Annotated in this window: 13 protein-coding genes and 3 pseudogenes; 7 read left to right on the top strand and 9 right to left on the bottom strand. The window is 67.5% G+C overall.

Annotation, left to right across the window (positions count from 1 at the left end; translation table 11 throughout):
- Positions 1-27: 27 nt before the first annotated feature.
- Positions 28-441, bottom strand: a complete 414-nt coding sequence (locus AB0K15_RS39330) for a transposase (protein WP_364062877.1) — start codon at positions 439-441, stop codon at positions 28-30.
- A gap of 24 nt (positions 442-465) precedes the next feature.
- On the opposite strand from AB0K15_RS39330, the pseudogene AB0K15_RS39325 reads away from it, so the two are divergent.
- Positions 466-591: pseudogene (locus AB0K15_RS39325) on the top strand (integrase core domain-containing protein); the annotation flags it as partial.
- A 436-nt stretch (positions 592-1027) separates the two neighbouring features.
- Here the strand turns inward: AB0K15_RS39325 and AB0K15_RS39320 are convergent.
- A complete protein-coding gene (locus AB0K15_RS39320; RefSeq protein WP_364062862.1) occupies positions 1028-2335 on the bottom strand; it encodes a multicopper oxidase family protein in 1308 nt (435 codons plus the stop codon).
- A gap of 158 nt (positions 2336-2493) precedes the next feature.
- Entirely contained in the window at positions 2494-2787 is a 294-nt protein-coding gene (locus AB0K15_RS39315; protein ID WP_364062859.1) for an SHOCT domain-containing protein, read from the bottom strand.
- Positions 2788-2915: 128 nt separating this feature from the next.
- On the opposite strand from AB0K15_RS39315, the gene AB0K15_RS39310 reads away from it, so the two are divergent.
- Together AB0K15_RS39310 and AB0K15_RS39305 are read left to right on the top strand one after the other, a co-directional pair.
- Positions 2916-3275 (top strand): hypothetical protein, encoded by a 360-nt coding sequence (locus tag AB0K15_RS39310; protein ID WP_364062856.1) that lies wholly within the window; start codon positions 2916-2918, stop codon positions 3273-3275.
- A gap of 215 nt (positions 3276-3490) precedes the next feature.
- Complete coding sequence (locus AB0K15_RS39305) at positions 3491-3757, top strand: SHOCT domain-containing protein (RefSeq protein ID WP_364062853.1); 267 nt, start codon at positions 3491-3493, stop codon at positions 3755-3757.
- 104 nt (positions 3758-3861) lie between these two features.
- Here the strand turns inward: AB0K15_RS39305 and AB0K15_RS39300 are convergent, their stop codons facing one another.
- Both AB0K15_RS39300 and AB0K15_RS39295 read right to left on the bottom strand, forming a co-directional pair.
- Positions 3862-4620 (bottom strand): sulfite exporter TauE/SafE family protein, encoded by a 759-nt coding sequence (locus AB0K15_RS39300; RefSeq protein ID WP_364062850.1) that lies wholly within the window; start codon positions 4618-4620, stop codon positions 3862-3864.
- A 44-nt stretch (positions 4621-4664) separates the two neighbouring features.
- Positions 4665-6023, bottom strand: coding sequence for an MBL fold metallo-hydrolase (locus AB0K15_RS39295; RefSeq protein ID WP_364062847.1), 1359 nt, complete (start codon positions 6021-6023; stop codon positions 4665-4667).
- A gap of 241 nt (positions 6024-6264) precedes the next feature.
- Here AB0K15_RS39295 and AB0K15_RS39290 point away from each other — a divergent pair, with 241 nt between their 5' ends.
- On the top strand, positions 6265-6426 hold the full coding sequence (locus AB0K15_RS39290) for a hypothetical protein (protein ID WP_364062844.1): 162 nt from the start codon (positions 6265-6267) through the stop codon (positions 6424-6426).
- A 1041-nt stretch (positions 6427-7467) separates the two neighbouring features.
- Here AB0K15_RS39290 and AB0K15_RS39285 read toward each other — a convergent pair.
- The 4 genes and pseudogenes from AB0K15_RS39285 to nhaA form a co-directional block, all read right to left on the bottom strand.
- Entirely contained in the window at positions 7468-7731 is a 264-nt protein-coding gene (locus AB0K15_RS39285) for a metal-sensitive transcriptional regulator (protein WP_220241501.1), read from the bottom strand.
- A 99-nt stretch (positions 7732-7830) separates the two neighbouring features.
- The gene (locus tag AB0K15_RS39280; RefSeq protein ID WP_364062841.1) at positions 7831-7953 is read right to left on the bottom strand and encodes a hypothetical protein; all 123 of its coding nucleotides are present in this window, start codon (positions 7951-7953) and stop codon (positions 7831-7833) included.
- Positions 7954-8338: 385 nt separating this feature from the next.
- Positions 8339-9085, bottom strand: a pseudogene (locus tag AB0K15_RS39275) (transposase); the annotation flags it as partial.
- A gap of 228 nt (positions 9086-9313) precedes the next feature.
- Positions 9314-10654, bottom strand: coding sequence for a Na+/H+ antiporter NhaA (nhaA, locus tag AB0K15_RS39270; RefSeq protein ID WP_364062838.1), 1341 nt, complete (start codon positions 10652-10654; stop codon positions 9314-9316).
- Between the two features lie 375 nt (positions 10655-11029).
- On the opposite strand from nhaA, the pseudogene AB0K15_RS39265 reads away from it, so the two are divergent.
- From AB0K15_RS39265 to AB0K15_RS39255, 3 genes and pseudogenes are all read left to right on the top strand, one after another.
- Positions 11030-11391, top strand: a pseudogene (locus tag AB0K15_RS39265) (DUF190 domain-containing protein).
- A 71-nt stretch (positions 11392-11462) separates the two neighbouring features.
- Positions 11463-11804, top strand: a complete 342-nt coding sequence (locus tag AB0K15_RS39260; protein WP_364062835.1) for a DUF190 domain-containing protein — start codon at positions 11463-11465, stop codon at positions 11802-11804.
- Between the two features lie 840 nt (positions 11805-12644).
- Entirely contained in the window at positions 12645-12926 is a 282-nt protein-coding gene (locus tag AB0K15_RS39255) for an SHOCT domain-containing protein (RefSeq protein ID WP_364062832.1), read from the top strand.
- Positions 12927-13022: the final 96 nt, after the last annotated feature.

Below are 13022 nucleotides of genomic sequence, written 5' to 3'. Positions count from 1 at the left end.
CCGCACCCCGGTCGAGGCCTACCGTGATCACCTCACCGCGAGCGCGGCCTGAGGCAACCCACCGAGGACCGTCCAAGAACCTTGACACACCCCAGGGCGGGTGATGTTGGTGGCGTGCTGATGCGCGCGGGCGATCGTGTAATCCACCGACACCGACCACTCGACCAAGCCTGCAGAATCTGCGGCGGTGCGCAGTCGCTGCAGCACGATGTCCCAGGTGCCGTCACCGGCCATCCGGCGATGCCAGGTCCAGATCGTCTGCCACGGACCGAACACGTCGGGCACATCCCGCCACGCAATCCCGCACCGATACCGGTAGATGATCCCTTCGACCATCGACCGGGCATCGGGGAACGGCCGACCCTGCTTGCCAGTGCGAACCGGAAGCAGCTCCTCGATCAAAGCCCACTGATCATCTGACCGCAACTGGAACCGCGACACACCGGCAGCATTCCAGTCGCACCCGAGACCTTCGCCAGCAACGCTGACCGCACCGCAGCCCTTGCACCCTGGCTCCAGCACTACAACACTCAACGCCGCCACAGCGCACTCGGCGGCCACCCACCCACCAGCCGACTGCCACCAACCTGATGGCCAAATACACCTACGCGCACCGAACGCGGCAACATCTGACGATCGAAGTGAAACGAGCACGTCGGAGACCGTCCACACGGAAGCCGACGACATCGCCGCCGCAGCGAGCACATCGGGCACGCCTGCAGGCCGAAGTCGACGAGATCAGAACACCGTCGTCGGATGTGACCTGCAGCGCACGGCCATGTCGAGAACCGAGATAAGTGACCGTCCACTTCGGAAGCGGCGCAGAGCGGGTTTGCGTGATCGTCGTAGCGAACGTGCGCAGCGAGCAGTGCGCTGGCAACCGACGCCCCACCACACGCACGCCGGCCATCGTGTTCACGCCGCCCATGCGTCCAGGTAAAGTCGTTTGCCCATGTCCAGCCAGAACCTCCACGCGGGTGCATGCGGCCGGGTCGGGGTAGTCGCGATCACCGGTCACGCCTTGTTGCTAGCTCTGGACGTGGGCGGTGGCCATCATGCCGACATCTTCGTGGTCGAGGATGTGGCAGTGGTAGACGCTGCGGCCGGGGTAGTCGGCGAATGCGATGCGCAGGCGCACCCAGCCACGGGCGGGAACGATGACGACGTCTTGTTGTCTCCCGATCGGAGTCGTGCCGGTGCTGTCGCCTACGACGTGCATGGGCCAGACGTGCAGGTGAAACGGGTGGACCATGGGGCTGGTGTTGATGACCGTCCAGTCTTCGGTGGTGCCGAGTTGGACGGTTTGATCATCGCGGGTGGGATCGTATCTGCGTCCGTCGATGGTGAAGCTCATCATCTCTCCTCCCGTGCCCATGCCACCCATACCCGTACCCATGCCGAAGGTGAGTTGACGCTGTCGCACGATCGGGCCTGCCGGCATGGGTGGCGCGGGCAGTGTGGCGGGTAGCGTCGGTGCCGCCGCCTCGGGCCCAGTCACGTCCAGGGTGCCCAGGACAACCTGGCTGCTGGTGACCGAGCCTCCGCCCATGATGCTGCCGCGGTCATAATCGTCGCTGACCAGGGAGTATTGGCCGGGTGCAGTGGGCTGGATGAGGAGGTCGGCGCGGTTACCCGGTGCCAGCACGACGAGATCCCGCGCCGTGGGGGCGGGCAGGAATCGGCCGTCGAGGGCCACCTGGGTGAGCTGGTGGCCCTGCAGCCGCAGGGCCAGAACGCGGGAGGTGCAGGCGTTGATGACCCGCCACCGCTGCGCGGCTCCGGGTGCGGCCGCGACGACGGGTTGGTGCTGGCCGTTGACCAGCACCAACGTGCCCTCGCGGCCCATCATCCTGCTCATGGCGGGCACCGACGCCACGCTGCCCGCGGCGTCCAACGTGGTGTCGGTGATCAGCAGGAGCCGCTCCTGTGCGGCGAGCGCGGGGCCACCGTCGACGAGCAGTGCCCCGGCGAGACCGGAGAAGATCTGATCAGCCACCGTGCCGTGGTGGTGCGGGTGGTACCAGAACGTCCCGGCCGGGTGATCGTCCGGAACACGAATCTCGTAGTCGAAACTCGTCCCCGTTTCGATCCTCAGGAACGGGTTGTCGCTGTTGCCCTGCGGGGAGACATACAGGCCGTGGGTGTGCAGATTGGTCGCTTGACCCAGCTCATTGACCAGCCGGATGCGCAGCACATCACCCGGCCGCACCCGCAGCGTCGGGCCAGGTGACGTGCCGTTGAACCCCCACGCCGCGGTGTCACGGCCAGCAAGACGCACTCCCGGTGCTGCCGTCAGCTGCACCGGCAACACGCCGGCCCGGCTGCTCAACTCCACGGGTTCAGCCAGAGGCTGCCCGCTCGCCCCGAGTGACAGGCCCCCGCCCCCGCCGTCAGCCCCCAGCCCCATCGCCCACCCGGTAGCACCGGCCGCGACGCTCGCCGCCCCCAGCCCGAGCAAACCGAGGGCGCGGCGACGACTGATCGGCTCCCTGCTCACTGCAGCTCGGCCTTCCGGCGCCGGTACTCCTCCTCGTCGATCTCCCCCCGGGCGTAGCGCTCGTCAAGAACCCGTCGCGCCGAGTGGCCGGCACCTCCGTCAGCCCCTCCCCCTCGGGACCCGCTGAGCCTGGCCCGCGCCAGCAGGACCCCCAGATAGACCAAAACCGACAGACCAACCACGATCAACACCGGCCAAACCCACCACCAGCACGTCATCCAGCGATAGCCATCCATCCTCTGCGACCCCTCTTCGTTGATCAGGGTGCGCGCCAGCGACTGACTCTCCACACATGTCCTGCCCCCAGTGTCCATTCTGTGTACCCGCACGGCACCCCGTGTGTTTCACCGACGACTTCGGGGCCACCTGTCCCCCGACGACCGGGGCCGAACTCCAAGCGGGCGGCCGCAAGGTCGCCATGGCCGGCGACGGCGTCAAAGACGCACCCGCCCTCGCGCAAGCCGACGTCGGCATCGCGATCGGCGGCACCCTGCACAAGATGCGACAGAACCTCGGCTGGGCCGTCGGCTACAACACCATCGCCCTACCCATCGCCGCCGGCGTGTTCAAGCCCTCCTTCGGCCTCGTACTACGCCCCGAAATCGCCGCGCTGGCCATGTCCGGCTCCAGCGTCATCGTCGCGGTCAACGCAGTTGCGCTCGAAGCGTTACCACACACAATCGACCACGGAACCCGGGCCGACCAGTTCGGAGCGGCTGCACAGCGTCACAACATGAGCCGCTCCAGCGCGAAGAGGACCTTGTGCCCTGCGAGGTGAGACGTTGGCCCATCGCATCCCGACCACGATCCGCGCACGCTGGAAGTCTCCGGAGACGGGGAGCTGGTGAATAACCACCAACCGAAACGCCCGCCGCAGGCAATCATCGCAGCATTTCCCCACCGGTGGGCGCGCTGATGATGGCCCGAGCCATCGAGGACAGACCCAAAGCTGAGCGACGTTCCCAAACCGAGTAGTGATGGGACAGAACAACGATGTACTGGGACGGATACGGAATGAGCGGCTGGGGCCTCGCGCTCATGACCATCGGCAACCTGGTGTTGTGGGCACTGGTGATCGTCGCGATCATCGCCCTGGTCCGCGTCCTCAGCCGCAGATCCGGCCCCGGTGACGGTGAACGGTCGACCCCGGAACAGGTGCTGGCCGAGCGGTTCGCGCGCGGCGAGATCGACGAGCAGACCTACCGGCGCGACCTCGAGACGCTGCGTCAGCTCCGCCACTCCACATCCGGCGGCTCCTGATCTCGTCGGCACCGGCGGCGATTGCGCTGTCCGATCGGGCACGCGCCCTGCGCAAGATACGGCAGAACCTCCGCTGGGCCATCATTTTTTCGACAGTTGACATCTCACCCGCCGCGCAGTGCGGCGGGGGTGAACACGGCCGCTGCCACCACTCCGACGGCCACCGCCAGAACCAGGTAGGCAAACATGCGCCGCACCGTTCGTCCCGGAAGCCGGTTGCCGAAGCGCCCGGCTGCCACGGACGCCAGCAGGGCGACTGTGGCGAACACCGAGGCGACGCGGTAGTCGAGGTCGGGCAGGGTGGTCGCGTGGGCCACCAGCCCACTCAGCGAAGTGAGCACGATGACGACCAGCAAGGTCGCGACGGCCTCCGGCGCGGTGAGCCCCAGCAGCATCGTCAGTGCGGGGATGATGACGAACCCGCCGCCGACTCCGAACAGGCCGGTGAGCACCCCGACGACCGCGCCGACGGCCAGAGCCTTGGGCGCACAGCTGCGCCAGTTCACCCCGCCCTCACTGGTCCGGCAGGCGCCGTCCGGCGCCGGGGCTGCGGTGAGCATCCGCACGCCAACCATCGTCATCAGACCAGCGAAGGCGACCAGCAGCCATCGGTCCGGAATCAGCTTCCCCAGCGCCGTGCCGGCGAACGCGGCGGGGACGCTCGCCACGGCGAAGACGAGCGCGACGGGCCAGCGGATCACCTTCGACCGCCAGCGGGACACCAGGCCACCCGCCGCGGACATCGCCACGACCACCAGCGACGTCGGGATCGCCGAGCTGAGCGGCAACCCGACCCCATAGACCAAGGCCGGGATCGCCAGGATGGAGCCGCCCGCGCCGAGCACACCCAGGGCCGCCGACAACCAGGCCGAACACCGCGGACAGCAGGACCGTCATGGAGTCCGCCTCAGCCGGCCGCCATGCGCAGCCCGGCCGATGCCGCCCGGTCGAACTCGTCGTCCACCGCGACAACCAGGTGTCCGGCCGCGGCGAGGACCGAGGCCGCGATCGACGCGCGATAGCCGGCCTGGCAGTGCACCCACACTTCTCCGGCCGGCACTTCGCCGAGGCGGTCCATCAGGTCGTGCAGCGGGATGTGCAGGGCACCGTCGATGTGGTCCTGCGCCCATTCCAGGTCGCGCCGGACATCGAGGACCGTCACCGGCCGGTGGTGACGCACCAAGGCCAGCTCGCCGAATTCCGCCCGGGGGAACGACCCCAGCGGCGCGTCACCCGACCACATTTCCGGGGTGCCGGAAGCTGCCGCCTCGATGCGGTCGATGCCGATCCGGGCCAGCTCGCGCTGCGCGTCGGCGACCTGGTCCGCCGTGTCGCCGAGCAGGCTCAGCGCGGTGCCCCAGGGAATGAGCCAGCCCAAGTAGGTCGCGAAACTGCCGTCGGCGCCGAAGTTCAGGGTGCCCACCACGTGCCCTGCGGCGAACGCGGTCCGCGACCGCAGGTCCACCACCCACTCCCCCACCTCGATGCGCGAACGGAGTTCCGCCGGATCCGCAGTCGCCGGATCGGTCAGGTCGGGCGCAGCGGGGCCGGCCAAGTTCGCCGGAGCCATGTGCGCGTAATACGCCGGATAGGCGTCCAGCCCCGCCAGCAGTTCGTCGACATAGGCTCGCTCGTCCTGGGTGAGCACCGGGTTGACTTGCTTCTCCCGGCCGATCGTCGACCGATCGGCTTCGGACTGCGAGGCGGAGCAGAAGCTGCCGAAGCCGTGCGTGGGATAAATCTCGACCTCGTCCGGCAGCACCTCGGCCAGCCGGTGCGCCGACGCGTACTGCCGCTTCACCAGCTCACTGGTGTGAGCCGGGCCGAGCAGGTCGGGGCGGCCCGTGGAGCCGTACAGCAGCGAACCACCGGTGAACACCGCCGGGCTCCGGCCCGGCGCCTCCAGCACGTACGAGAGGTGGGTGAAGGTGTGTCCCGGGGTGGCCATAGCCCGCACGCGCATGCCTGCTCCGACGTCGATCACGTCGCCGTCCTCGACGGGCGTGCGCTCGAACGAGACTGGGTCCGCGCCGTTCACGTGGTAGGCCGCGCCGGTGGCGCAGGCGAGGGCGAGCCCGCCGGTCACGTAGTCGTTGTGGATGTGGGTCTCGAACACGTTCGTGATCCGCCACCCACGCACTCCGGCCAGGTCCAGGACCCGGTCGATGTCGCGCTGCGGATCGACCACGAACGCCGTGGTGCCGTCGCCGACGAGGTAGCTGCGGTCACCGAGGCTCGGTGTGTCGATGGCGATGATCTCGATCATAGGGTCTTCTCCTTATACCCCCAGGGGTATCTGAATCCAGGATAGCTCATTCTCCACCACTTCTCCAGATACTCCCGGGGGGCATAGTCGGACACGTGACGACTTCTTCTCACAACCGCAGCGTCACAGCATTCCCGCGCGAACTTCCAGAGGCTTTGGTCCCTCGATCGCCCTTTCCAAGTACCCCAGGGGGTATAGTGATATTAGGGGCACGGTCTCGAGACCCACGGAGGAACACCGGATGTGCCAGAGGATCGCCTGTTCGAAATGCGGGAAGCCGTCCTACCGCGGCTGTGGCAACCACGTCGAGCAGGTGCTGGTCGACGTACCCGCCTCCGAGCGCTGCTCCTGCGCAGCCGAGCAGGCGGGGCGGAAACCGTGGCGGCTGTTCGGCCGCCGCTGAGCACTTCGGTGGGGATCGCTGCGGATCGGCAGCTTCTCCGCGACGTCCAATGTCACCGGCATTCTCACCGACGCCGACCGGGATCACAGCACTGCTGCACCAGCACGGCGCACTGTCCTTATGGGCCTATGCGGCGGTCGGCACATCTCCTACGGCCGATCCGGGGCGGCCGAAAGCGCGCCCGGCCGCGGGCACTACGAGGACGCGCCCATCCGGTCCCCGCACAAGTTTGTCGGCGGCGCGCAGACCCCCGGGGCTCTCGTCGTGCGGCGCGACGTCTACACCCACCGTGTCCCGACCGATCCGGGCGGCGGCAGCGTGACCTTCGCCGGCCCGCGCGGACAACTGCTACCTCGACGATCCGGTCGCCCGCGAGGAAGGCGACACTCCTGCGACCGTGGAGTCGATCCGCGCGGGCATCGTCTTCGTCCTCAAGGACTCGGTCGACGCGGTCCCATCCAAGCCCAGCAAGAACGACTGTGGCGGCAGCCGTGCACGCCGGTCGCGCGTCCGCGAATCCAGATGCTCGGCGACCATCGATTGGCACGGCCACCGTGTCGTTGCGGATCCAGCCCGGTCAGCTCTTGCTGCACCACAACTTCGCGGTCGCCGCCCTTGACAACCTGTTCGGCATCCAGGCCCGCAGTGGCTGCTCTGCGCCGACCCCTACGGAAACCGGCTGCTCGCCATCGACCCCGCCAGGTCACGTCTCGACGTACGAACCCGCCCGCGGCTACGACGGGTTCAAGCCGGGCTACGCGCGGCTGACCTTCAATTGCTACTTCATCCTGATACCCTCCGCGACCGCCTGGTCGACGTCGTCACTCTGCTCGACGAGCACGGCTGCTGGCGGCACGCCCGCCCGGGCGAGTTCACGCCGCAGGTTACAGACCTGCGGCGAGGTCAACGCACACACTGGAGGAGTCCACCCGCCGACTCGGCGAGGACGTCCTCGCCGAGCACCTCGAACAGCCCGAGCGGGCTGCCCGACGATTTCAAGGCCATGCGGTGCTTCCTGCTCCCGCCCGGCTGCCTACGCCCTTACGCCAGGGTCAGGAACAACTTTTCCAGCTGCTCACGATCGGCGGCACCCTGCTCCGAATCATCAGACAGGCACTGCTCCAGCCCACTGGCGATCAGCCGGAACCCAGCCCGGTCCAGCGCCCGGGAGACCGCGGCGAGCTGGATGATGACGTCCCTGCAGTCCCGGCCGTCCTCCATCATCTGGATCACGCCCCCGACCTGCCCCTGCGCCCGCCGCAGCCGCTTGCGCACGTCCGCGACCACGTCTCCGTTCAGCTCCACACCAACCTCCTCTGGTACCCCCCAGGGTACCTGCTCACAACCGTGATCGCGGGCAGTGCGCCCGGCTGCGAGAACACGACGTCCTCTCACGAACCGCCATCAGCGTCGGGATCGTCGAATGACGAACATCTGTGCCAGCTCGAACTGCGCTTCAGCGTCGACCATCCCGAACAGGATGCCGGGGCCATCTGTCGCCGCCGGTTCGAAGACAGCGGCGAACATCCGAAACGGTCCACACCACTAAAGGCGCGGACGTTGCCGCACCAACCCAAGCTGCTTCCGGAGTGTCTCCGCAGAGATTGGCAGTCGGAAGCGTCGCCAGTGGTCGAGGTGCGCGCGGCGAGCCCGTTCCACGAGGCGCTCGTCCAGAGCAGTGCGATCGTTCACCGACGACGTGGTCGCAGTATCCAGCTGCGGCCGTGAGGAACATCATGTCGAGGAGATCGTTGTTGTCTCACTGCACAGTGGCAGTTACCAGCGTTTCGTGAGGACTTCACGGAACAGGCCGAGCGTAGGATGCGCGACACGTCCTCCTCGCTGCGGTTGAGGCAGCAGTCGGACATCTGATCAGGCGTGACGCCTGGCGCGGAAGACTGCCCGCGCGAGTTCACCACCGATGTCCGCTATGAACTTCGCGTGTGTCCGGCGGCGCTTGAGTTCCCCTCCCGCTCGGGTTGTCCCGGAGGAAATCGGTGAATCGCTGCATGCCGACCGTCCACCCGGCGACCGGTTCCATGGGCACGTGGTAACCATCGAGCACCGTTTCGGCGATCCCACTAATACCCGTGAGGGCGTGCACGACCCATGCAGGCCTGGCGGCCACGCCCACCGATCTTTCCTGTAGGCCGGTCTCCCTGCCGGCGTGAACGGCGTTGGGCTCGAGCGTGACAGTGTCCGGAGGAAGCAAGCAGCGACTCCGGTACCGGACTGTCAGCTCCTGCCGCAATTCGAAGAGCCGTGATCCGCGAGAGCGTCTCCTGCTCACCGACGCTCCGTAGATCTCACCGAAATGCGCGGAGATTTCCCCTGTGGTCATCCCTTTCGCATACAACGACAGCACGACCTCGTCCACATCCGTAAGCCGGCGCTGCTGCTTTCACTCACGATCTGGGGCTCGAGCGTACTTTCCCGATTCCGCCACACCTCGATCCACGCCTCGCCGGCAGCGTCCGAGATCACGGTCTTCGGCCGAGTGCCGTTGCGCACGTTGGCTGAGTCCGCGCGCCTCGGCCGGGTTTGTCTCGTGACCGAAGAGCTTGGTCATTTCCTCGTTCAACGCCGTTTCCGGGACGTTCTTGGTGAACAGCTTCAGCAGATCGTCCGGGCCGGTCAACGCCAGCCGCCGCGCCTTGGCCGCGGCTACCATCGCCGCCGCAGCCGCCTGCCCCGGCGACAGCTGCGCCGGCTTCTCGTCCCGCTTGCGTCGATCGCAAAGTCCACTGTCATCACTCACAGTGCCCGTACCTCAGCCCGGTGCGTCGGACGGGAACACCGATCTTCGGACACTCCCGGGCCCAGCGGGATCCGGCAGACCGCGGGAGGTCGCAGCGGCACGTCCCCCCAGCGCACGCACAAGATTGCGTCAACTGGACTTGTCAACTCCCGTCACAGGATCGATCGTTGCCGCGGGTTCGGTGTAGATGTCGGGGATGCCGTCGCGGTCCTGGTCGCGGGTTTCGGCGTCGTGGATGCGGCGGTACACGCGGTTGCGGGCGCGCAGCACGATCGTGGCGAGCAGCGCCGCGATGAGGGAGCCGGTGAGGATGGCGACGCGCGCGTGGTCGTCGGCAGGAGTGCCGGTTCCGAAGGCGAGTTCGCCGATGAGCAGGGACACGGTGAACCCGACGCCGCCGAGCAGGGCGAGCCCGGCGCAGTCGATCCAGTGCAGTCCTTCGGACATGCGGGCCCGGGTGAGGCGGGCGGTGAGCCAGGTGGCGCCCATGATGCCGAAGGTCTTGCCGAAGACCAGTGCGGCGACGATGCCGACCGCGATGGGGTCCGACAGGGCGCTGGTGAGCCCGGTCCAGCCGCCGATCGGGACCCCGGCGGCCATCAGGGCGAACACCGGCACGGCGACCCCGGCCGACAGCGGCCGGAACCGGTGCTCGAAGTGCTCGGCCAGACCGGGGCCGGCGTCGGGGCCACCGGCGGCCTGACTGCGGATCACGGGGACGGCGAAGCCGAGCAGGACGCCGGCGATGGTGGCGTGGACCCCGGAGGCGTGCACCAGGGCCCAGGTCGCGATCGCTAACGGCAGCAGCAGCCACCAGGACCGGACCCGGCGTTGCACCAGGACGGTGAAGCCGGCCAGCGGTGCCAGCGCACCCAGCAACGGCCAGAGTTGCAGGTGGTCGGTGTAGAAGCCGGCGATGATGACGATCGCGATGAGGTCGTCGACGACGGCCAGGGTGAGCAGGAAGGTGCGCATTGCCGCGGGGAGGCACCGGCCGACCACCGCCAGCACCGCGAGGGCGAACGCGATGTCGGTGGCGGTGGGGATCGCCCAGCCCTGCGTGGCTCCGCTGCGGTTGACAAGCAGGTAGATCAGGGCGGGGATGGCGACACCGCCGAAGGCGGCGGCTACGGGAACGGCAGCGCGGCGGGAGTCGCGCAGGTCCCCGGCGACGAATTCGCGTTTGAGCTCGAGGCCGGCGACGAAGAAGAAGATCGCGAGCAGCCCGTCGGCGGCCCAGGTGCCCAGCGACAGGTCGAGGTGCAGGGCGGCCGGACCGATCGTGAACGAGCGCATCATCTGATAGACGGGCGCCCAGGGCGAGTTCGCCCACACCAGAGCCACAACTGCACCCGCGAGCAGGAGCGCGCCCCCGATGGTCTCTTTACGGAGAATGTCACCGATACGGCGTGCTTCGGGCCAGGATCCGCGGGTGAACACCGTCCGCTGGCGGGGTGAGGTCGAGGTCATCGCTGCTCCAGTCGGTCGAGTGCATGTCACCTCGCCGACCAGACTTCCCGGCACACCGCTACTGAGCTTAGGCGACTCTTACGGTTTATGGACAACCGGCCCGACCGGGACGGTGAGGTGTTCTAGCGCGTACCCACTGGGCTCCGCGCTCAGGCGCCGCTCTGCCCGGCAAGGACATGCCGTCACGCCCGTTGCCCTAGCTGGGCCACGCGGACCTGGACGGCAGCCTCCTCATGCTTGACTCGATCGGGTCCCCGGGGATGTCCTTGACCTGGAGATGGATCCCGCCGGACCCGCTGGCCGAACCGCCTCACATGGGGCTGATGGCTTCCCGTGCACACGTGTGACTGACCACTCGTGCCAGGAGGACGAAAAATGAACACCAAGAGCTCCGGGCGGGCCTTGCGATTGTCGATCTTCGTCGGCGACGGCGACCTCTGGCACCACAAACCACTCTCCGCAGAGATCGTCGACCGCGCCCACGACGCCGGCCTCGCCGGCGCGACCGTCATCCGCGGCATCGAGGGCTACGGCGCCACCTCCCGCATCCACTCCCAACACGCGTTCCGGCTCGGCAACGACCTCCCATGCTGATCACGATCGCCGACACCGAAGAGCGGATCAGGGCCTTCCTGCTGCAACTGGACGACCTCGACATGAGCGGACTGGTGACCCTCGACGAGGTCGAGGGCATCCGCTACACCGCGCCCGCACACCCACTGGTGGCATCACTGTGAGTAGCACGCGGACTGGTCGTGAGAAGCAGGCGGTACCCCGAAACGAGGACTCCCGGCAGGAGGCGCGACCGATGCATCTCACCGGAAACGCGTTGCGCATCTTGATCTTCCTCGGCGAGGACGACACCTGGCATCACAAACCACTGCACCACGAAATCGTGAAACGCGCCCGCGAAGCCGGCCTGCCCGGCGCGACGGTGCTGCACGGCTGCGAAGGCTTCGGCACGACGGCACTGATCCACACCGACGAGATCTCGAGCCTGACCGAGGACCTTCCCGTCGTCGTGATCATCGTCGACGCCGAAGACAAGGTCCGCGCGTTCCTGGCCGAGCTCGACGAGCTCATCACCGACGGCACCGTGCGCCTCGACGAGGTCGAAGCCGTCCGGTACGAAGGGGTGCGCCGAGCATGACCATCGCACTCATCTGGCCAAGGTCAGGTCGGATTTTCGCCTCCGAATCAACTCTGTCGTGACGCTCGAGGCAGCTTCGTAGTCCTCTCGAGCAGCTGATCAGTACGTGCCAGTCGGGTCGCCCAGTGACCAGGTCCGATCAACTCGCTGTCGCGATGTGCCGGAATCAGGCGCGTCACACCCGCAGCTGAAAGCTGGTGGGAGACAATCCCATCATCCGGAGCTCGCAGGACGATCACGTCTTGGTGGGTCCAACTCGGCGGTGGACGCCTCGATGCCGACCCGCGAGGCCGTGCCGGTCGCGATACAGGCGGCGACCCAATCGTGGGGCCAGGCGGTCTCGTCGATGTTCGTGGTCAGCAACAGTCTGCGGCTGCGACGTTTGGCAGCACCGTTGCGACTGTGATCGCCGTCTGTCACCTGTGGGCGGTACCCGTCACCAGCGTCTGGCGCTCACTGGCGTTTTCCAGTCACCTCAGCTGCTGACCGCCCGGCAAGCTATCGATAGAGGCCACCCTGGTGGCGTTCCACGCCACGACGCAGTGAAGCTGTTCATGAGTCAGCCCAGCCCAGCGCGCGACGGCAAGCAGCGTTGCCCGCCTCAATGCGGGCGCGATGCTGGCCCGCCCGAGCCGGCCGAGCCACAACTGTTCGTCGACCCAGGTGGCGCGGCCAAGGGCGACCAGCGCGTGCAGCTCATCGTCAGAGCAAGACCCTGATGCAGCTGCGTCGACCCCTCGAGGACTCTGCCGGCGCGACTCGTGCATACCACCGATCACGCACGGCCCGAGCCGTAGTGGCCAGGCCGGGCCCTGAACGACGTTTCCAGGTCAAGAACTGATGGGACCCAACAATGATGCACTGGGGCAGCTACGGAATAGCGGCTCGGGCGTCGTGCTCATGACCGCCGGCATCGTGCTGTTCTGGGCGCTGGTGATCGTCGCGATCATCGCCCTGGCCCGCGTCCTCAGCTGCTGGCCCGGCCCCGGAGACCGTGAACGGTCGAACTCGGAACAGCTACTGGCCGAACGGTTTGCTCGCGGCGAGATCGACGAGCAGGCCTACCGGTGTGACCTCGCGACGCTGCGTCAGGTCCACCACTCCACATCCGGTGAGTCTTGATCTCGTCGGCACCCCAGCGAATACCGCAGTCCGGTCGGGCGGACACCCTGCGCGAGATGCGGCAGAACGTCCTTTGGGCCATCATTTCTCGAGCGT

Origin of the sequence: Amycolatopsis sp. NPDC049253 (assembly GCF_040678995.1) — a bacterium.
Lineage (GTDB): Bacteria > Actinomycetota > Actinomycetes > Mycobacteriales > Pseudonocardiaceae > Amycolatopsis.
This window is presented reverse-complemented; position numbering and strand designations above follow the sequence as displayed.

Excerpts from the sequence above, each read along its gene's own strand:
- AB0K15_RS39260 (WP_364062835.1), top strand. The coding sequence starts at position 11,463 with ATGCATCTCACCGGAAACGCGTTGCGCATCTTGATCTTCCTCGGCGAG.
- AB0K15_RS39305 (WP_364062853.1), top strand. The coding sequence starts at position 3,491 with ATGTACTGGGACGGATACGGAATGAGCGGCTGGGGCCTCGCGCTCATG.
- nhaA (WP_364062838.1), bottom strand. The coding sequence starts at position 10,654 with ATGACCTCGACCTCACCCCGCCAGCGGACGGTGTTCACCCGCGGATCC.
- AB0K15_RS39280 (WP_364062841.1), bottom strand. The coding sequence starts at position 7,953 with ATGTTCGCCGCTGTCTTCGAACCGGCGGCGACAGATGGCCCCGGCATC.
- AB0K15_RS39255 (WP_364062832.1), top strand. The coding sequence starts at position 12,645 with ATGGGACCCAACAATGATGCACTGGGGCAGCTACGGAATAGCGGCTCG.
- AB0K15_RS39290 (WP_364062844.1), top strand. The coding sequence starts at position 6,265 with ATGTGCCAGAGGATCGCCTGTTCGAAATGCGGGAAGCCGTCCTACCGC.
- AB0K15_RS39310 (WP_364062856.1), top strand. The coding sequence starts at position 2,916 with ATGGCCGGCGACGGCGTCAAAGACGCACCCGCCCTCGCGCAAGCCGAC.
- AB0K15_RS39295 (WP_364062847.1), bottom strand. The coding sequence starts at position 6,023 with ATGATCGAGATCATCGCCATCGACACACCGAGCCTCGGTGACCGCAGC.